Genomic DNA, 21,391 nt, shown 5'->3' with positions numbered 1-21,391 from the left:
GTTTTTCGGCCCTCGAAGTGCTTGCCCTGCAGGCGGCTGTGGTGTCCCACCCGCGTCTGGGGCCGGCCGCGACCGCGTTTGCCTCGGAGCTGGCGACGCGGCTTGGCTGCGAGCGGGTGGCCGTCGGCTTTGTCGAGGATCGATTCTCGCGGGTCGTCGCCTTGTCTCACGGCGCGCTGGGCGACGGCAGCACCGACACCCTGCGGGCGATGGGGGCGGCGATGGACGAGGCGATCGAGCAGGCGGCGACGGTCATCGCCCCCGCGCCGCCCGAGCTGCCGCCGCGGATCATCCTGTCCCACGAGGAGTTCATCCGCCAGGAGGGCGGGGTGGTGTGCACAATCCCGATCGCGGTTCAGCATGAGCTGGTGGGCGCGGTGCTGCTGCAGTTCCGCCAGGGGAGTGCGCCCGATCCGGCCGTGATGATGGAATGGGAGCACGCGGTGGCGCTGGTCGGCCCGGTGCTGCATTACATGCGTCACGGCGAGCGGCCCTGGCGCAAGCGACTGCGGGATCACCTGAGGCGCGGCTGGGCGGCGCTCCGGTCGCCCGCTGGTGGCCGCCTGCGGCTTGGGCTGGGCGTGGCGCTGGTGACGCTGACGGTGCTGCTGCTGGTGCCGTTCCAGTACCGGGTTGGCGGCAACGCCCGGGTGGAAGGGGCGATCCAGCGGGTGCTGGTGGCGCCGGTCGATGGTTTCCTGAAGCGCAGCCTGGTTCGCCCGGGCGATCTGGTCAAATCCGGCCAGGTGCTGGCCGAACTGGCCGAACAGGATCTCCAGCTCGAACGCAGCAAGTGGGCGAGCGAGCTTGCCCAGCACGAGAACGCCTACGGCGCCGCGATGGCGCGGGCTGATCGCGCCCAGCTGGTCGTCAGCCAGGCCAAGGCCGAGGAGGCGCGCGCCCAGCTCGATCTGGTGGACCAGCAGCTCGGGCGCATCCGCATCGAGGCGCCGTTCGACGGGGTCGTGATCCGCGGTGATCTCAGCCAGTCCCTCGGGGCGCCGGTGCAGCGGGGCGACGTGCTGCTGACGGTCGCGCCGCGGGAGCGTTTCCGCGTGATCGTCGAGGTGGATGAACGAGACATCGCCCGCATCCGGGTGGGGCAGGTGGGTCATCTGGCCCTGTCGGCGCTGCCCTGGGACACGCTGCCGCTGGCCGTCACCCGCATCACGCCGATGGCCAGCGCGGTGGAGGGGCGCAACGTGTTCGAGGTGGAGGCGGCGCTGTCGGCCCAGCCCGACAACCTGCGCCCGGGGCTGCGCGGCGTGGCGAAGATTGCCGTGGGGCGCGAGCCCCTGGCGTGGGCCTGGACTCACCGGCTGATCGACTGGATGCGGATCGGCGTGTGGTCGTGGCTGGGACACTGAGATGAACGGGCCGAGCGCCTTCAGCAGCCAGTGGTACCGGGTGGCGGGCCTGCACCCGAGCCTGCGGTCGCAGGTGCGGGTGCGTCGGCAGATCTACCGCGACGAGGTGTGGTACGTGCTTGCCGATCCGGTGAGCGGCCGTTTCCACCGGATGAACGCCGCGGCCTATGCCTTTGTCGGGCGCTGCGACGGCTCCCGGACGGTGGATGCGCTGGCCGAGGCCCTGCTCGTCGAAGACCCCGACCAGGCCCTCACCCAGGACGAGATCGTGCAGCTGCTGGTCCAGCTCAATCAGCGCGGGCTGATCCAGTGCGAGGTAACGCCGGACGTGGAGGCGATCTTCCGCCGCCAGCACCAGGAGGCGCGCCAGGAGCGTCGTCTGGGCGTGAATCCGCTGGCCTTCCGGGTACGCCTGGGCGACCCGAACGATTTCCTGAAGCGCTTCGATCGCTGGCGTTACGTGATCTTCTCGTGGCAGATGCTGCTGGTGTGGCTCTCCGTGATCTGCGCCGGCGGGCTGGTAGCGGCCACCCATGTCGACGCCCTGTCGTCGGCTGCGCGCACCTGGATGGGCACGCCGCGTTTCCTGCTGATGGCGTGGCTGCTCTATCCGCCGATCAAGGCGGTGCACGAGCTGGCCCACGGGCTGGCGGTGCGGCGTTTCGGGGGCGAGGTGCATCAGACCGGCGTCAGTCTGCTGCTGCTCACGCCGGCGCCTTTCGTCGATGCGTCGGCGGCGGCGGCCTTCCGCCACGCGGGTCAGCGGGTGATCGTGAGCGCCGCCGGGATCATCACCGAGCTGACTCTCGCCGGGCTGGCGCTCATCGTGTGGGCGCTCGTCCAGCCGGGGCTGGTGCAGGATCTGGCGCTGGTGGTGGCGGTGGTCGGCGGGGTGTCGACGGTGCTGTTCAACGGCAATCCGCTGCTCCGCTTCGACGGCTATTACGTGCTGTGCGATCTGTTCGACCTGCCCAATCTGTCGGCGCGCAGCCGTGCCTTCTGGCGCCATCTGCTGCTCAACCGGCTGCTGCATGTGGCCGGCGTGCCGTCCCCCGAGCCGGGGCGGGGCGAGCGGCCGTGGCTCGTGTTCTACGCGCCGGCTTCGTGGATCTACCGGGTGGGGTTGTCGATCGCGATTGTCGGCTGGATCGGGAGTTGGTCAATGGTGCTCGGGGTGATCGCCGGTGTCGCCACGCTGATCGCGCTGATCGGCAAGCCGGTGCTTGGTTTCTGGCACGGCCTGCTGCGCATGGCGCTGCCCGAGACCCAGCGGCGCCGGGCGCTGCGGGTGGCGGGTGGGTTGTCGGTGGCGGTGGTGGTGCTGATCGGGGTGATCCCGGTGCCGTTCTCGACCCTTGCCCAGGGCGTGGTGTGGATTCCGGAGCAGGCCCAGCTGCGGGCCGGCACCGACGGTTTCATCGTGAGCATGGAAGGCCGGCACGGCGACAAGGTGGAGGCCGGGCAGGTGGTGCTCCGGCTCGAGGATGCCCGCCTCGTTACCGACGCAGCGAAACTGCGCAGCCAGCTTGAGGGGCTCAACGCCGATCTGTTCCAGGCCATGCAGCGCGACCCGGTGAAGGCGCGGGATGTGGAAGCCGACATCGGTCGGGTGACGGCCCAGCTCAAGCGGGTTGAAGAATTGCAGGAGGCGCTGGTGCTGCGCGCCGGCGTCGCCGGCCAGCTGACGATGCCCCGTCAGGTGGATGTGGATGGCGCCTTCGTGCCCCGTGGCGCGCTGCTTGGCCACGTATTCACCGGCGAGCCGGCCACCGTGCGGGTGGCGGTGGAGCAGGACGTGGCCGCGCTGGTGCGCTCCGACACCCGTCAGGTGGGCGTGCGTCTGGCCGAATCGGCGGGCGAAACGCTGCCGGCGCGGCTGCTGCGGGCAGTGCCGGCGGCCACCGAGAAACTCCCCAGCCCGGCCCTGGGCGACTTTGCCGGCGGGCGCTTTGCGGTCGACCCGGCGGATGAGGAGCATCAGCGCACGCCGTCGCCGGTGTTCGTCTTCGATCTGGTGGTGGATGGTCTCATCCCCGAGCGGGCCGGCGGCCGGGTGTGGGTGCGTTTCGATCACGGCTGGGCGCCGCTCGCCGTGCAGTGGGCGCGCCAGCTCAAACAGCTTTTCCTCAGCAACTTCAATCCCGCCACGTGACGATGCCGCTCGACCTGCGTGCGCCCCTGCCGGGGCTGGTGTGGGGCGCTTATCCGGAACGCCGGGAGCCGCCCCGGCGCAGCTGGCCGTGGCAGCGGGCCGGATACCGCCGGCAGCTCACCGCCGTGCGTGCGGCGCTGGCGGGCTGGCGGATGCTCGACGAAGCTGCCTTCGCCGCCCGTCTGCGGACGGTGCAGGGCCGCCTCGGGCGGGACGGGCTGGCGGGCGACGCGCTGACCGAAGCCCTCGCGGCGGCCGTGGACGCGGCCCGGCGCAGCCTGGGCATGGAGGCTTACGATACCCAGCTCCACGCGGCCCTGGTGATGCTCGACAACCGTCTGGCCGAGATGGCCACCGGCGAGGGCAAGACGCTTTCCGCCGCGCTCACCGCCGCCGTCGGCGCCCTGGCCGGGATGCCGGTGCACGTGCTCACCGCCAACGATTATCTGGTGGAGCGGGACGCGACCAACCTCGCGCCCTTCTACGCCAGGCTCGGGCTGCGGGTGGATTTCGTCACCGGCGAGATGAGCGAGGCCCGGCGCCGCACGTCTTACGCTGCGCCGGTGTGCTACGTGACGGCGCGGGAGCTGGTCTTCGATTATCTGCGCGACGGGCAGCGCAGGGGCCACGCCCGGGGCGATCTGCAGCGTCGGGTGGCGGCCCTTGGCGGCGACACCGTCCAGCCGCTGCTGCGCGGCCTGTGCATGGCGGTTGTCGATGAGGCCGACAGCCTGCTGATCGACGAGGCGATGATGCCGCTGATCCTCTCCCGCCAGGTGCGCGACAGCGGGGCGCGGGCCTTCTTCTGGCAGGCCTGGTCGCTGGCCGGCGAGCTGGTTTCGGGCGTCGACTTCCGCGTGGATGCGCCGGCGATGCAGGCGCGCCTCACCGATGCCGGCCGGCTGCGTCTGGCAGGCCGGGTGGCGGCCCTGGGCGGGCGCTGGCGCTCCCGCAGGCTGCGCGAGGAGGTGGTGGCCCTGGCCCTGGCGGCGCGCCACGTGTATCGCCGCGACGTGCATTACCTGGTGCGCGACGGGCAGGTGGAGATCATCGACGAGATCACCGGCCGCGCCGCGCCGGGCCGGGTGTGGTCGCGCGGGCTGCACGGGCTGGTGGAGCTGAAAGAGGGCTGCCGGCCGTCGCCCGCCACCGAAACCCTGGCCCAGATCACCTTCCAGCGATTCTTTCCCCGCTACCACCGGCTGTGCGGCATGAGCGGCACGCTGCGCGAGGCGCGCGGCGAGTTGCGGGAGGTGTACGGACTGGATGTCGTGTGCATTCCGTCACGCCTTCCGGCCTCAAGAAAATCGTTTCCGGGCCGTTTATACGGGGCAAGACACGCTTTGTGGGACGCCGTCGCCCGTCGGGTCGCCGAGATCCGGCAGACGGGGCGCCCGGTGCTGGTGGGCACCTCGTCCGTGGCCGAGTCGGAATCCCTGTCGGCCAGCCTTGCTGCAGCAGGGGTTGAGCACACGGTGCTGAACGCCCGCTTCGACGCCGACGAGGCCGCCATCGTGGCCCGGGCCGGGGAGCCAGGGCAGGTGACGGTGGCCACCAACATGGCAGGGCGGGGGACGGATATTCCGCTGGCGGCCGGTGTCGCGGCGGCGGGGGGGCTTCACGTGATGTGCTGCCAGTTCAATGCGTCGCGCCGGATCGACCGGCAGCTGGAAGGGCGATGTGCCCGCCAGGGCGACCCGGGCAGTGTGGAGACGTGGATCAGCCTGGATGTGGCCCGGGTGGCAGAGGTGCCGCTGCTGGGCCTGCTGTCGCGCCGGTACGGCATGGCGGCGGACGGTGCAGTGAAGGTCGGGCCGCGGCTGCTGCGGGCGTTGCTGGGCTGGTACCAGTGGCGTCAGGCCGGCCAGGAGCGGCGGGCGCGATGGGCTTTGTTGCAGGCGGATCGGGAGTGGGAGCGGGGGCTGTCGTTTGGCGGCCCCGGGGAATGACGACAATGAAGAAATGGATGTTGAGCTGCGCGTGCTGGGGGCTGGCCGGAATGGCCGGAATGGCTGCGGCCGCCGGTCCGCAAGGGGCCGGTGGAACCGCAGGCGCAGCTTCATCGGGAACCCTCGGCTGCCTGATCGAACCCGACAAGGTGGCCGATCTGGGGAGCGCCGTCATCGGCGTGCTCGACAGCCTGCGTGCCGAGCGTGGCGACGTGGTGCGCAAGGGCCAGGTGCTGGCCGTGCTGCGCAATGACGTCGAACGGGCCACCGCCGAAGTCGCCCGGTCGCGCGCCGCCACCGAGGCCGACCTGCACAGCGCCGAAGCCAGCCGTGACCTGGCCCGCCAGAAGATGCGCCGGGCCGAGGATCTGGTGGCAAGGAACTACGTGGCTCAGCAGGCCCTCGACCAGGCCCGGGCCGATTTCCAGGTAGCCGAGCAGAAGGTGCTGCAGACCCGCGAACAGCTGCGGGTGTGGAGTCGTGAAGTCGGCGTGGCCGAGGCCCAGGTGGGCCTGCGGACGATCCGCAGCCCCTTCGATGGCGTGGTGGTCGAGCGCTATCTCTCGCTGGGCGAGCGGGTCGAGGAGAAGCCGATCTTTAAGGTGGCGAAGATCGATCCGCTGCGCATCGAGGTGATCGTGCCGGTGGCCCGCTTCGGCACCATCCGGGTGGGCGAGGTGGCCAGCGTGAAGCCGGATCTGCCCAATGCGGGGCCGGTGGATGCGTCCGTGACGCTGGTGGACCGCGTGGTGGATGCGGCCAGCAACACCTTCCGGGTGCGTCTTGCGCTGCCCAACCCCGGCAACACCCTGCCGGCCGGCCTGCGCTGCCGGATCACCTTCGGCGAGACATCGCCCCAGACGCCCATCGCCGCCGCCGGGGCCCGCCTCGTGGGCGGCATGCGCATGGATTCGAGCCTCACTTCCTTCAAGGAAAAAAACCGGCGCTAAAAGACGTTCATGAACAGCCGTCGCATCCGCCGTGCGCTGATCGAGACTTTCGAATCGCGCATCCTCTACTCGGCCGATCCCGGGCCGGCGGGGATTGTTGCGGCGGTGCTGGCGGGCTCGGCCCATCCGGGTGACGGCACTACGGCGATCCAGCAGGGCGGTACCGAGTTGGTCTTCGTCGATGCCCGGGTGCCGGACGTCCAGCAGCTGCTCGATGATCTATCGGCCCAACAGCAGGCGGGGCGGCCCATCGAGGTGGTGGTGGTCGACAGCGACCAGGACGGCATCAGCGTGATCGGGGAGATGCTTGCCGGGCGCAGCGATGTCTCGGCGGTGCATGTGATCGGCCACGGTGCCAGTGGCGTTGCCCAGTTGGGCGCCAGCGAGCTGGATGCTGAATCGGTGTTCCAGCGGGCGGGCGAGATCGCCGGCTGGGGCGATGCGCTGTCGGCCGACGCTGATCTGCTGCTCTACGGCTGTGACGTGGGCGACGGCGAGGCCGGGCAGTCCCTCGTGGCAACCCTGGCCCAGCTCACCGGCGCAGATGTGGCGGCCAGCGATGATCCGACCGGCAGCGCGCTCCTTGGCGGCGACTGGGATCTGGAAGTGCGCACCGGCGCGATTGAGGCGACACCGTTTGCGTCGGCGAACCTTCAGGCCGAATGGACCGGCGTGCTGGCGCTCACTGCCCAGGGATCGGAGACAAGGGTCAATACCAGCGTTACCGGCACCCAGAACAATAACTGGTCGGCCAAGACGGTGGCGATGGACGCCAACGGCAACTACGTCGTGATCTGGATGGACGGCTCGGGCGCCACCGACACCGGCATCGGCATCTACGGTCAGCGCTACAACGCCAGCGGCGTGGCCCAGGGCGCGCAGTTCCACGTCAACACCTACACCGCTGACAACCAGCGCAACCCAACGGTGGCGATGGACGCCAATGGAAACTTCGTGGTGGTGTGGGAGAGCAACAGCCAGGACGGCAGCCGCTACGGCATCTATGCCCAGCGCTACAACAGCAGCGGGGTGGCCCAGGGCAGCGAGTTCCGGGTCAATACCACCACCACCAACGACCAGATCGAAGCCTCGGTGGCGATGGACGCCAACGGCAACTTCGTGGTCGCCTGGCAGAGCTGGAGCCAGGATCTGGTCAACACCAACGGCGTCTACGCCCAGCGCTACAACAGCAGCGGCGTGGCCCAGGGCTCGGAATTCCTGGTCAATACCTACACGACCGAGAGTCAGACCGAGCCCAGTGTCGCCATGGACGCCGCGGGCAATTTCGTGATCGCCTGGCAGAGCTTTGGCCAGGACGGCGACAACGAAGGCATCTACGCCAAGCGGTACAACAGCAGCGGGGTGGTGCAGGGCAGTGAATTCCATGTGAGCACCTACACCACCAGCAACCAGGATCTGCCGGTGGTGGCGATGGACAGCACCGGCAACTTCGTGGTCGTCTGGGAGAGCAATCAGGACGGCAGCGGCAACGGCATCTACGGCCAGCGCTACAACAGCAGCGGCGCGGCCCAGGGCGGCGAGTTCCGGATCAACACCACCACCACCAACCAGCAGCAGAACCCGGTTGTGACCATGCTGGCCGGAGGCGGGTTTGTTGCGGTGTGGCAGAGCTACGCCCAGGACGGCAGCCTCGACGGCGTGTACATGCGCCAGTACGATTCGTCCGGCACCGCGCTGACTGCCGAGACGCGGGTCAATACCACCACCACCGACTACCAGGACGTACCGAGCATTGCGGCCGACGAGAAGGGGCATCTGGTTGTGGTGTGGCACGGCAACGGCCCCGGCGACACCGACGGCGTCTTCATGCAGCGCTACCAGTACGCGGTGGCGCCCGTCCTGACGCTGACCGGCTACAGCGGCACCTACGTGGAGAACGCGGGGGTGATCTACGACGCCGGCGCCACCGTGACCGATGCGGACACCACCACCTTCACCGGTGGCCAGCTGATCTACCAGATCACCGCCAACGGCACGGCCAGTGACGAACTGGGCATCCGCAATCAGGGTACGGGTGTCGGGCAGATCGGCCTGTCAGGCACCAACGTGACCTACGGTGGCACCACCATCGGCACCTACAGCGGCAGCTTTGGCAATGGCAGCACGCCGCTCACCGTCACCTTCAACAGCAACGCCTCGGTGGCCGCCGTGCAGGCGCTGGTGCGCAACGTCACCTACCGCAACACCAGCGAAAACCCCAGCACTGCAACCCGTACCATCAGCCTGACCGTTTCGGACGGCACCGGCATGACCAGCGCGCCGGCGGTGGTGTCGATGGCGGTGACGGCCGTCAACGACGCGCCGACCGTCACCAGCGCGGCCAGCGCCAGCGTGGCCGAGAACACCACGGCGGTGATGACGGTCACCTCGTCCGACGTGGATGGCGGCACGCCGGTGTATTCGATCTCGGGCGGGGCCGACGCGGCGAAGTTCACCATCAACAGCAGCACCGGTGCCCTCAGCTTCGTCTCCGCGCCCGACTACGAAGCGCCCACCGATTCGGACGCCAACAACGTCTACAACGTTACAGTGCAGGTGAGCGACGGCGCTGGCGGTACCGCCAATCAGGCGATCGCGGTGACGGTGACCGACGTGTCGAGCGCGCTGGTGGTCACCACCACGGCCGACACCAACGACACCGGCCTTGGCAGCAGCTTCACTGCCGAGCAGCTCAACGCCAGCAAGGGCACCGACGGCAAGATCTCGCTCCGCGAAGCGATCATCGCCGCCAACACCACCGCCGGCACCGACACCATCAGCTTCAATATCGCCGATGCGCTGGTGAGCGGCACCCACACCATCAAGCCCACCACGGCGCTGCCTACCCTTACCGGTGCGGTGATCATCGACGGCACCACCGAGCCCGACTACGTGGTCGGCCGGCCGGTGGTCGAGATCGACGGCAGCCTCACGGGCTCCGGGGTGCATGGCCTCGTGCTCGGCGCGGGGGCGGGCGGCTCGACGATCCGCGGGCTCGCCATCAACAGCTTCAACAGCGGTAACGGTTTTGGCCTGTACCTCATGGCGGGCGCCGACAACAACCTCATCGAGGGCAACATCGTCGGCCTGGACGCCGACGGCACCACGGCCGTGCCGACGATGAGCAACTTCGGCGTCTATGTGGCGTCGTCGGGCAACACCATCGGCGGCACCACCGCTGCGGCGCGCAACGTGCTGTCGAACAACGTCAATGCCGGCGTCGCGCTGTATGGCTCGAACAACGTGGTCATCGGCAACTACATCGGTACCGATGCCACCGGCACCCTCGCCAGGGGAAACGGTAACGATGGTGCCGACGTTTACGGCGGTGCCAACAACCGGGTGGGCGGCACGACGGCGGCCGAGCGCAACATCATCTCGGGTAACGACCGCCAGGGCATCGAGATCGGCGGCACGGCCAGCGGCACCCTGATCCAGGGTAACTACATCGGCACCGATTACTCGGGCAGCCTGTCGCTGGGCAACGTCATGGGCGGGGTCTGGGTGGGCATGTCCGTCACCGGCGTGACGATCGGCGGCACCGCGGCCGGCGCCGGCAACAAGATCTTCAACAACCCCACGGGTGGCATCTACACCGACACCTCCAGCGTCAGCTTCTCGCTGCTGGGCAACACCTTCTACAACAACGCCAATCTGGCGATCGACCTGAAGAATGACGGCGTCACCGCCAACGACGCGGGCGACGCCGACACCGGCCCCAATAGCCTGCAGAACTATCCGGTGATCTCCACCGCGCGCACCGACGGCAGCAGCCAGCTGGCCGTCGTCGGCACGCTGGGCAGTTCGGCCAGCAGTTACTACCGGATCGAGTTCTTCGCCAATGCCGCCAAGGACAGCTCGGGCTATGGCGAAGGCCAGCGCTACCTGGGCTACGTGAATGTGGCGACCAACGGCTCGGGCAACGCCAGCTTCAACACCATCCTCACGGCAACCGTGGCCGCGGGCGAATATGTGTCGGCCACCGCCACCAAGAGCAACGCGACCTATTCCAGCTTCACCGACACCTCCGAATTTGCCGCCGACGTGACGGTGGCGGCCAACCAGCTCCCGGTCGTCACCACCACCGGCAGTACCCTTGCCTACACCGAGAACGCCGCCGCCACCGTGGTGGACAGCGCCCTGACGGTGACCGATTCCGACAGCCCCAACCTCAGCGGCGCCACCGTCAGAATCTCCAGCGGCTTCAACGCCGGCCAGGACACCCTGGCCTTCACCGACCAGTCGGGCATCACCGGCAGCTGGAACGGCACCACCGGCGTGCTCACCCTCAGCGGCAGTGCCACGGTGGCCAGCTACCAGGCCGCGCTGCGCAGCATCACCTACGTCAATACGTCGGAGCAGCCCGGCACGGCCACGCGCACCGTGTCGTTCACCGTGACCGACGGGTTGGGCACGAGCACCGCCGCCACCCGCAACATCTCGGTTGCATCGGTGGATGATGCACCCAGCTTCAACGCCGCCGACTTCAGCGTGACCGCCGCGCCGGGCGCCGCGGCTGACCGCGGCTACGCGACCACGATCCAGCCTGACGGCAAGATGCTGGTCGCCGGCTACTCGAGCAACGGCAGCAACCTCGATTTCCTGCTGATGCGCTACAACGTGGATGGCACCCTCGATACCAGCTTCGGCGGTGGCGACGGCATCGTCACCACGGCCATCGGCAGCGGCGACGACGAAGCCCACGCGGTGGCGGTGCAGTCGGACGGCCGGATACTCGTCGCCGGCTTCACCCAGAACGGCCTGCATCGGGATTTCGCGCTGGTGCGCTACCTGGCCGACGGCAGCCTCGACACCACCTTTGGCGGCGGCGACGGCATCGTCACCACCGACATCGGCAGCAGCACGGCCGACGAGGCCTGGAGCATGGTCGTCCAGACCGACGGCAGGATCGTCCTCGGTGGCACGTCGGCCAGCGACTTTGCCGTCGTGCGCTATCTGGCCGATGGCAGCCTCGACACCAGCTTCAGCGGTGATGGCAAGGCCACCGTGGACATCGCCGGGGGCACCGATACCGGCTATGGCCTGGCGCTCCAGTCGGACGGCAAGCTCGTCCAGAGCGGCAGCGCCACCGTCGGCGCGACGCTGGATTTCGGCGTGGTGCGCTACAACACCGATGGCAGCCTCGACACCAGCTTCGGTGGCGGCGACGGCATCGTCACCACGGCCATCGGCGCCAGCTTCGACATCGCCCAGTCGGTGGCCGTGCAGTCGGACGGCAAGATCGTTGTCGGCGGCTATTCCAACAACGGCTCCGACAATGATTTCGCGGTGGTCCGCTACACCAGCGCCGGTGCCATCGACACCGGGTTTGGCGGCGGCGACGGGATCACGACCGTGGATTTCGGCGGTTACGATGCGTCGTGGTCCACCGCGCTGCAGTCTGACGGCAGGATCGTGATGGTCGGCGGTGCCATGTCGTCCGACCTGGCCGCGGCGCGCCTGCTGAGCGATGGCAGCCTCGACACCAGCTTCAGCGGCGACGGCAAGCTCACCGCCCACCTGGGCACCAACAGTTTCCTGTACTCGGCGGCGATCGCTGCCGACGGGCGGGTGGTCGCCACCGGCTACAGCAACACCACCACCGACGACGTGCTGCTCGTCCGCTTCTCCACAGACGGCCAGTTCGACACCCGCTCGAACCCCGCCACCACCAGCCTCGGCGGCAGCGTCAGCTACACCGAGAACGCCAGCGCGGTGGTGATCGATTCGAGCGTGCGCATCTTCGACGCCGAGCTCTACGCCGCCGACAGCTACGCCGGTGCCACCCTCACGCTCGCCCGCAGCGGCGGCGCCAACGCCCAGGACGTGTTCTCCGCATCGGGCAACCTGGGCGCGCTCACCCAGGGCGGCAGCCTGCTGCTGTCGGGCGTGAATGTCGGCACCGTGACGACCAACTCGTCCGGCACGCTGCTCCTCACCTTCAACGCCTCGGCCACCCAGGTGCGGATCAACGAGGTGATGAGCGCCATCGCCTACGCCAACTCGTCCGACGCGCCGCCGGCCAGCGTCACCCTCGGCTGGACTTTCAGCGACGGCAACACGGGCGGGCAGGGTACCGGCGGGGCGAAGACCGCCACCGGCACCAGCACCATCAACATCACCGCGGTGAACGACCCGCCGGTGATCACCAGCAGCGCCAGCGCCAGCGTGGCCGAGAACACCACGGCGGTGATGACGGTCACCTCGTCCGACGTGGATGGCGGCACGCCGGTGTATTCGATCTCGGGTGGGGTCGATGCGGCGAAGTTCTCCATCAATAGCACCACCGGCGCGCTGAGTTTCCTCGCCGCGCCGAACTACGAATCGCCCACCGACGCGGGCGGCAACAACGTCTACGACGTCACCGTCCAGGTCAGCGACGGCTTCCTGACGGATACCCAGGCGATTGCGGTGACGGTGAGACCGGTGAACGACAACACTCCGGCGATCACCAGCAGCGCCACGGCCAGCGTCGCCGAGAACACCACGGCCGTGATGTCGGTCACCGCGACCGACGCCGATCTGCCCGCCCAGACGCTGAGCTACAGCATTGTCGGCGGCGCCGACGCCGCCAAGTTCTCCATCAACGCCAGCACCGGCGCGTTGAGCTTTGTCACCGCTCCGGACTACGAAGCGCCCACTGACAGTGGCGGTAACAACGTCTATGACGTCACCGTCCAGGTTTCCGACGGTACGCTGAGCAGCACCCAAGCCATTGCAGTGACGGTGACGCCGGTGAACGACAACACCCCCGCGATCACCAGCAGCGCCACGGCCAGCGTCGCAGAGAACAGCACCGCAGTGCTCACCGTTACGGCGACGGATGCCGACCTGCCGGCCCAGACGCTGACGTACAGCATCGTCGGCGGCGCCGACTCCGCCAAGTTCACCATCAACGCCAGCACCGGCGCCCTGAGCTTCGTCACCGCCCCGGACTTCGAAGCCCCGACCGACGCCGGTGCCGACAATATCTACGACGTCACCGTCCAGGTTTCCGACGGCGCGCTGACCAGCACCCAGGCGATTGCGGTCACCGTCACCCCGGTGAACGACAACACCCCCGCGATCACCAGCAGCGCCACGGCCAGCGTCGCCGAGAACAGCACGGCCGTGATGACCGTGACGGCCACCGATGCCGACCTGCCGGCCCAGACGCTGAGCTACAGCATCGTCGGCGGCGCCGACGCCGCCAAGTTCTCGATCAACAGCACCACCGGGGCCCTGAGCTTCGTCACCGCGCCCGATTACGAATCGCCCACCGACGCGGGCGGCAACAACGTCTATGACGTCACGGTTCAGGTGAGTGACGGCAGCCTGACGAGCACCCAGGCCATCGCCATCACGGTGACGCCGGTGAACGACAACACCCCGACGATCACCAGCAGCGCCACGGCCAGCGTCGCCGAGAACACCACCGCGGTGCTCACGGTCACCGCGACGGACGCCGACCTGCCGGCCCAGACCCTCAGCTATTCGATCGTCGGCGGCGCCGACGCCGCCAAGTTCTCGATCAACAGCACCACCGGGGCCCTGAGCTTCGTCACCGCCCCGGACTTCGAAGCCCCGACCGACGCCGGTGCCGACAATATCTACGACGTCACCGTCCAGGTTTCCGACGGCGCGCTGACCAGCACCCAGGCGATTGCGGTCACCGTCACCCCGGTGAACGACAACACGCCCGCGATCACCAGCAGCGCCACGGCCAGCGTCGCAGAGAACACCACGGCTGTAATGACCGTGACGGCCACCGATGCCGACCTGCCTGCCCAGACCCTCAGCTACAGCATTGTCGGTGGTGCGGACGCCGCCAAGTTCTCCATCAACGCCAGCACCGGCGCGCTGAGCTTCGTCATCGCGCAGAACTACGAGTCGCCCACCGACGCGGGTGGCAACAATGTCTACGACGTCACGGTTCAGGTGAGCGACGGCACGCTGACGAGTACCCAGGCCATCGCCGTCACGGTGACGCCGGTGAACGACAACACTCCGGCGATCACCAGCAGCGCCACGGCCAGCGTCGCCGAGAACACCACGGCCGTGATGTCGGTCACCGCGACCGACGCCGATCTGCCGGCCCAGACCCTCAGCTACAGCATCGTCGGCGGCGCCGACGCCGCCAAGTTCTCCATCAACGCCAGCACCGGCGCGTTGAGCTTTGTCACCGCTCCGGACTACGAAGCGCCCACTGACAGTGGCGGCAACAACGTCTACGACGTCACCGTGCAGGTTTCCGACGGCGCGCTGACCAGCACCCAGGCGATTGCGGTCACTGTCACCCCGGTGAACGACAACACCCCCGCGATCACCAGCAGCGCGACGGCCAGCGTCGCAGAGAACACCTCGGCCGTGATGACGGTCACCGCAACCGACGCCGACCTGCCAGCCCAGACCGTCAGCTTTTCGATTGTCGGCGGCGCCGACGCCGCCAAGTTCTCGATCAACGCCTCGACCGGTGCCCTGAGCTTCGTCACCGCGCCTGACTTCGAAGTGCCCACCGACGCGGGCGGCAACAACGTCTACGACGTCACGGTTCAGGTGAGCGACGGCACGCTGACGAGTACCCAGGCCATCGCCGTCACGGTGACGCCGGTGAACGAGAACACCCCGGCGATCACCAGCAGCGCGACGGCCAGCGTCGCCGAGAACACCACCGCGGTGCTCACGGTCACCGCGACGGACGCCGACCTGCCGGCCCAGACCCTCAGCTATTCGATCGTCGGCGGCGCCGACGCCGCCAGGTTCTCCATCAATGCCAGCACCGGGGCCCTGAGCTTCGTCACCGCCCCGGACTTCGAAGCCCCGACCGACGCGGGCGGCACCAATGTCTACGATGTCACTGTTCAGGTGAGCGACGGCACGCTGACGAGTACCCAGGCCATCGCCGTCACGGTGACGCCGGTGAACGACAACACGCCGCTGATCACCAGCAGCGCCACGGCCAACGTCGCCGAGAACATCACCGCGGTGCTCACCGTGACCGCCACCGATGCCGACCTCCCGGCTCAGACGCTGACGTACAGCATCGTCGGTGGTGCGGACGCGGCCAAGTTAACCATCAACGCCTCGACCGGCGCGCTGAGCTTTGTCACCGCGCCTGACTACGAAGCACCCATCGACAGTGGTGCCGACAACGTCTACGACGTCACCGTGCAGGTGAGCGACGGCACGCTGAGCAGTACCCAGGCCATCGCCGTGACGGTCACCCCGGTGAACGACAACACTCCGGCGATTACCAGCAGCGCGACCGCCAGCGTCGCAGAGAACAGCACCGCGGTGCTCACCATCACGGCGACGGACGCCGACCTGCCGGCCCAGACGCTGACGTACAGCATCGTCGGCGGGGCGGATGCGGCCAAGTTCTCGATCAACAGCAGTACGGGCGCCCTGAGCTTCGTCACCGCGCCCGATCACGAGTTGCCCACCGACGCGGGCGGCAACAATGTCTACGACGTCACGGTTCAGGTGAGCGACGGCAGCCTGACCAGCACCCAGGCCATCGCAGTGACGGTGACGCCGGTGAACGACAACACCCCCGCGATCACCAGCGGTGCCAGTGCGAGCGTCGCCGAGAACAGCACGGCCGTGATGACCGTGACGGCCACCGATGCCGACCTGCCGGCCCAGACGCTGAGCTACAGCATTGTCGGCGGCGCCGACGCCGCCAAGTTCTCCGTCAACGCCAGCACCGGCGCCCTGAGCTTCGTCACCGCGCCGAACTACGAGTCGCCCACCGATGCCGGCGGCAACAACGTCTACGACGTGACCGTGCAGGTCTCCGACGGTACTCTGAGCAGCACCCAAGCCATTGCAGTGACGGTGACGCCGGTGAACGACAACACCCCCGCGATCACCAGCAGCGCCATCGCGAGCGTCGCCGAGAACAGCACCGCGGTGATGACGGTCACCGGCACTGACGCTGACCTGCCGGCCCAGACCCTCAGCTATTCGATTGTCGGCGGCGCCGATGCGGCCAAGTTCTCCATCAACGCCAGCACCGGTGCGTTGAGCTTTGTCACTGCTCCGGACTACGAAGCCCCGACCGACGCGGGCGGCAACAATGTCTACGACGTCACTGTGCAGGTCAGCGACGGCTTCCTGACGGATACCCAGGCGATTGCGGTAGCCGTCACCCCGGTGAACGACAACACCCCGGCGATCACCAGCAGCGCCGGTGCGAACGTCGCCGAGAACAGCACGGCCGTGATGACCGTGACGGCCACCGATGCCGACCTGCCGGCCCAGACCCTCAGCTATTCGATTGTCGGAGGCGCGGATGCGGCCAAGTTCGCCATCAACAGCACCACTGGGGCCCTGAGCTTCGTCACCGCGCAGAACTACGAGTCGCCCACCGACGCGGGCGGCAACAATATCTACGACGTCACGGTTCAGGTGAGCGACGGCACGCTGACCAGTACCCAGGCCATCGCCGTGGCCGTCACCCCGGTGAACGACAACACCCCGGCGATCACCAGCAGCGCGACGGCCAGCGTCGCAGAGAACACCACGGCCGTAATGACCGTGACGGCCACCGACGCCGACCTGCCGGCCCAGACCCTCAGCTACGCCATCGTCGGCGGCGCCGATGCGGCCAAGTTCTCCATCAACGCCAGCACCGGTGCGTTGAGCTTTGTCACCGCTCCGGACTACGAAGCCCCGACCGACGCGGGCGGCAACAATGTCTACGACGTCACTGTTCAGGTCAGCGACGGCTTCCTGACGGATACCCAGGCGATTGCGGTAGCCGTCACCCCTGTGAACGACAACACCCCTGCGATCACCAGCAGCGCGACCGCCAGCGTCGCCGAAAACACCACGGCCGTAATGACGGTCACCGCGACGGACGCCGACCTGCCAGCCCAGACGCTGAGCTACAGCATCGTCGCCGGGGCGGACGCGGCCAAGTTCTCCATCAACGCCAGCACCGGTGCGTTGAGCTTCGTCACCGCGCAGAACTACGAGTCGCCCACCGACGCGGGTGGCAACAACGTCTACGACGTGACCGTGCAGGTTTCCGACGGTACGCTGAGCAGCACCCAAGCCATTGCAGTGACGGTAACGCCGGTGAACGACAACACCCCCGCGATCACCAGCAGCGCGACCGCCAGCGTCACCGAGAACACCTCGGCCGTGATGACGGTCACCGCCACCGACGCCGACCTGCCGGCCCAGACGCTGAGCTACAGCATCGTCGGCGGCGCCGACGCCGCGAAGTTCTCGATCAACAGCACCACCGGCGCCCTGAGCTTCGTTACCGCTCCGGACTACGAAGCCCCGACCGACGCCGGCGCCGACAACACCTACGACGTGACCGTGCAGGTAAGTGACGGCACGCTGACGAGCACCCAGGCGATTGCCGTCACGGTGACGCCGGTGAACGACAACACCCCGGCGATCACCAGCAGCTCCACGGCCAGTGTGGCCGAGAACAGCACCGCAGTGCTCACGGTCACGGCCACCGACGCCGATCTGCCGGCCCAGACGCTGAGCTACAGCATTGTCGGCGGCGCCGACGCCGCGAAGTTCTCGATCAACAGCACCACCGGCGCCCTGAGCTTCGTCACCGCCCCGGACTTCGAAGCCCCGACCGACGCCGGTGCCGACAACACCTACGACATCACCGTCCAGGCATCCGACGGCACGCGCAGCGTGACGATGGTGCTGGCGGTCAGCGTGACCAACCGCAACGAGATGCCCACGGGCAGCGATGGTCGGATCAGCCTTGCCGAGGATGCGACGCATGTCTTTGCGCTGGCCGATTTCGGGTTTGCCGATCCGCTGGATGCGCCGGCCAATGCGCTGGCAGCGGTGCAGATCGTCGCCGGCCCGGTGCGCGGAAGCCTCACGCTTGATGGCGCCGCGGTGGCCGACGGGCAGTGGATCACCGCGGCCGACATCGCCGCTGGCCGGCTGCGTTTTGCGGCAGCTGCGGATGAGAACGGCGCGGACTACGCGGCTATCGAATTCCGGGTCCGGGACGACGGTGGCCGCTTCGACGGCGGTGTCGATACCGAAGCCGGCAGCCACACCCTGGCCATCGACGTCAGCCCGGTGAATGACGCGCCGGTGGCTGTGGGCGAGGGCTACACCCTCGACGAGGACACGCCGCTGGTGGTCCCCGGCGCCGGTGTGCTGGCCAATGATTCGGACATCGACGGCGATCCGCTGTTGGCCCGGCTGGTCAGCGGCCCGGCCCACGGCAGCCTGACGCTGGCCGCCGACGGCAGCTTCATCTACACGCCGGACGCCAACTGGTCTGGCGCCGATGGCTTCATCTACCGCGCCGTCGATGGCCGCGCGGAGAGCGCGCCGGTTGCCGTGAGCCTGGTGGTGCGGCCGGTGAATGACGCGCCGACGATGGTCCGCGCCGATCTGCAGCTCATCCAGGGCGGCAGCACGGTGCTCAAGGCCGATGCCGTGTCGGCGGCGGATGTGGATTCGGCCACGGGCGACGTGGTCTTCATCGTGGATTCGGCGCGCCACGGCCACTTCGAACTGGTGTCGGCGCCCGGCGTGGCAATCGGCCAGTTCAGCTACGCCGCGCTGGCGGCCGGCAACGTGGTGTTCGTCCATGAAAGCATCGTGGATCTGCCGGTCGTCACCCTGCATCCCACCGATGGCCTGGCGGACGGCGCGCCGATGGCGGCCAGCGTGGGCTATTCCAGCACCAGCGTGTTGGTGCCACCGGGCGGATCGGGCGGGACGGAACCCCCCGCGGTGGTCGTGCCGCCGTCCGTGACGGTGCCCACCACTACGCCTACCACCACCCCCAAGACCCCGGATGCCACCAAGCCGGCGGCGCCGGCCGCACCTGTGGTCAGCCGGGCAGACGCCGCGGCGGAGCTGGGCGGCGAGGCGGGCGTGGTCGTCGTCCGGACCGCAGCAGGCGGCGAAGGCAGCGAACCTCATGTGCGGCGTTTTTCTGCCGAAAACAGCCTTGTGAAGTTTGGCGGCGCCCAGGTCACCCTGACCCTTGGCGCCGGTACCGAAGGGCCGCTGATGGAGTTCCTGCTTGGCGCCAACACGGCTGCGCAGGGCAGCGCCGGTTCGGCGGCGGCCCGTCAGGCCACTGCAGAAAAGGCCGGCGTGCCGCAGCTGGGGGATGATGCCTACGCCGACGTGCGTGTCGTGCTCAATGCCGTGGAGCTCTCCGGGATCGCCCTCTCGGTGGGTGCCGTGTGGTGGGCCAGCCGGGCCGGTGGGCTGATCGCCAGCCTGTTGATGGCCGCGCCAGCGTGGCGCAGCCTCGATCCGCTGCCGGTGCTCGGTCCGCAGGACGACGAGGAGGGCGACTGGGGCGAACTGATGGATGACGAGATGACACGAGACGAAGAAGGCGCCGAAGACGTGTTTGGCGAACAGGGCGGCGGAGGCTTCCGCGGGTGAGACTCCACTTTCCCACCCTCAATCCGGTGGCCCGCATCTCGCTGGGCCTCGTGGCGCTGCTGGTGTCGCTGCTGATGGCGGCCGATCTGGCCTTCGGGCTGATCCCCGACCGCACCGCGCTGGCCCGTCAGGTGCGTCAGCAGATCAGCGAGAGCCTCGCGGTGCAGGCCGCCACGCTGCTTCAGTCCGGCGACACCCGGACGCTCCAGAGCACCCTCGACAGCGTGATCCAGCGCAACACCGAGGTGCGCTCCCTGGCGGTACGCCAGCAGGGCGGCGTGATCATCGCCTTGGCTGGCGAGCACGGCACCTGGTGGCATCCGCCCGAGGACGGCTCGTCCACCCTCACCCAGGTGCGGGTGCCGGTGCTGGCCGACAACAAGCCGTGGGGCGAGGTGGAGCTGGCCTTCAAGCCTGTGCTGCCGGAAACCTTCGGAGAATGGGCCACCTATCCCACCGTGGTGGCGATGCTGACCATCTCTCTCGGCGGATTTCTGGCCTTTTACCTCTATCTGCGCCGGGTGCTCGAATACCTCGATCCGGCCAAGGCGATCCCCGACCGGGTGCGCACCGCCTTCGACACCCTGGCCGAAGGCGTGCTGGTGCTCGACAAGCAGGGGCGCGTGGTGCTGGCCAACAAGGCCTTCCGCCACTTTCACCCGAGTGCCCAGGAAGACATGACCGGCCGCGCGGTGACGGAGCTGACCTGGCTTGTCGAGGGCTTTCACGTGACGCCGGAGCACCCCTACCCGTGGGTGACGGCGATGGAGCGTCGCAGCAACTCCGGCGACCAGACCCTTGAGCTGGCCCGTCCGGGCGAGGAAGAACCCCTGCGCGCCATCGTCGGCTGCTCGCCCATTCTCGACGGTCATGGCCGGCTGCGGGGCTGCCTGGTCAACTTCTCGGACGTGACCATGCTGCACCGGATCAACGACCAGCTGCTGGGCACGCTGGTGGATCTCGAAGCCTCGAAGGAAGAGATCCGCCGCCAGAACGAGGAGCTCCACCGCCTCGCCACCCGCGACCCGATGACCGGCTGCCTCAACCGCCGGGCCTTCTTCGGCGCGGCCGATCCGCTTTACGATCAGCTCAAGGCGGAAGGCGAGGAGGTGTGCTGCATCATGAGCGACATCGACCACTTCAAGTCCTTCAACGACCGCTACGGCCACGCGGTGGGCGATCAGGTGATCAAGTCGGTGGCCAAGTGCCTAGGCACCGATCTGCGCGAGGTGGACATGCTGTGCCGCTACGGCGGCGAGGAGTTCTGCATCATGCTGCCCGGCGCAACTCCCGAGCAGGCCGTCGAGGTGGCCGAGCGACTGCGGCTGGCCATCGAGACCAATGCCGGAGCGGCGGTGCGCGACATCCCGGGCATCCGCATCACGTCGAGCTTTGGCGTGGCGTCGATCCGCAACGGCGCGAAAGATCCGGCCGAGCTCATCGACCAGGCCGACAATGCGCTGTATCAATCCAAGCAGACCGGCCGTAACCGGGTGTCGCTGTGGGCGGGCGAACGTTCGGTGGGTGGCGATGCCGAGGTGCCCGAGCTGGCGCACCACTGACGGCTACGCGGCGCTGGCCCGGAAAAAC

6 protein-coding genes are annotated in these 21,391 nt (G+C 68.4%); all 6 read left to right on the top strand.

Translation table 11 applies throughout. The annotated features are described in order from the left end of the window. The first annotated feature begins 41 nt into the window (after positions 1 to 41). The 6 genes from GH681_RS00250 to GH681_RS00225 are packed head-to-tail and all read left to right on the top strand — an operon-like array spanning position 42 to position 21,363. On the top strand, positions 42 to 1,367 hold the full coding sequence (locus tag GH681_RS00250; protein WP_153159457.1) for an efflux RND transporter periplasmic adaptor subunit: 1,326 nt from the start codon (positions 42 to 44) through the stop codon (positions 1,365 to 1,367). A 1-nt stretch (position 1,368) separates the two neighbouring features. After that, positions 1,369 to 3,519, top strand: coding sequence for a PqqD family peptide modification chaperone (locus GH681_RS00245; protein ID WP_153159456.1), 2,151 nt, complete (start codon positions 1,369 to 1,371; stop codon positions 3,517 to 3,519). Positions 3,520 to 3,521: 2 nt separating this feature from the next. Beyond that, positions 3,522 to 5,468: a preprotein translocase subunit SecA gene (locus GH681_RS00240; RefSeq protein WP_228111751.1), complete on the top strand. Its 1,947-nt coding sequence runs from the start codon at positions 3,522 to 3,524 to the stop codon at positions 5,466 to 5,468. A gap of 59 nt (positions 5,469 to 5,527) precedes the next feature. Further along, positions 5,528 to 6,418: an efflux RND transporter periplasmic adaptor subunit gene (locus GH681_RS00235; protein WP_194271088.1), complete on the top strand. Its 891-nt coding sequence runs from the start codon at positions 5,528 to 5,530 to the stop codon at positions 6,416 to 6,418. Between the two features lie 9 nt (positions 6,419 to 6,427). Next, entirely contained in the window at positions 6,428 to 19,801 is a 13,374-nt protein-coding gene (locus GH681_RS00230) for a cadherin domain-containing protein (protein ID WP_153159453.1), read from the top strand. Then, complete coding sequence (locus tag GH681_RS00225; RefSeq protein ID WP_153159452.1) at positions 19,798 to 21,363, top strand: diguanylate cyclase; 1,566 nt, start codon at positions 19,798 to 19,800, stop codon at positions 21,361 to 21,363. The genes GH681_RS00230 and GH681_RS00225 overlap by 4 nt, the downstream gene beginning before the upstream one ends. The last annotated feature ends 28 nt before the right edge of the window (positions 21,364 to 21,391 follow it).

The organism is Zoogloea sp. 1C4, from assembly GCF_009469605.1.
In the GTDB taxonomy this organism is placed as follows: Bacteria; Pseudomonadota; Gammaproteobacteria; order Burkholderiales; family Rhodocyclaceae; genus Zoogloea; species Zoogloea oryzae.
The sequence above is the reverse complement of the archived record's forward strand: the minus strand, read 5'-3'. Positions and strand labels throughout refer to the sequence as shown.

Bases quoted from the DNA above. Each gene is read 5' to 3' on its own strand.
- GH681_RS00245 (WP_153159456.1), top strand. From the start codon at position 1,369: ATGAACGGGCCGAGCGCCTTCAGCAGCCAGTGGTACCGGGTGGCGGGC.
- GH681_RS00240 (WP_228111751.1), top strand. From the start codon at position 3,522: ATGCCGCTCGACCTGCGTGCGCCCCTGCCGGGGCTGGTGTGGGGCGCT.
- GH681_RS00235 (WP_194271088.1), top strand. From the start codon at position 5,528: ATGGCTGCGGCCGCCGGTCCGCAAGGGGCCGGTGGAACCGCAGGCGCA.
- GH681_RS00230 (WP_153159453.1), top strand. From the start codon at position 6,428: ATGAACAGCCGTCGCATCCGCCGTGCGCTGATCGAGACTTTCGAATCG.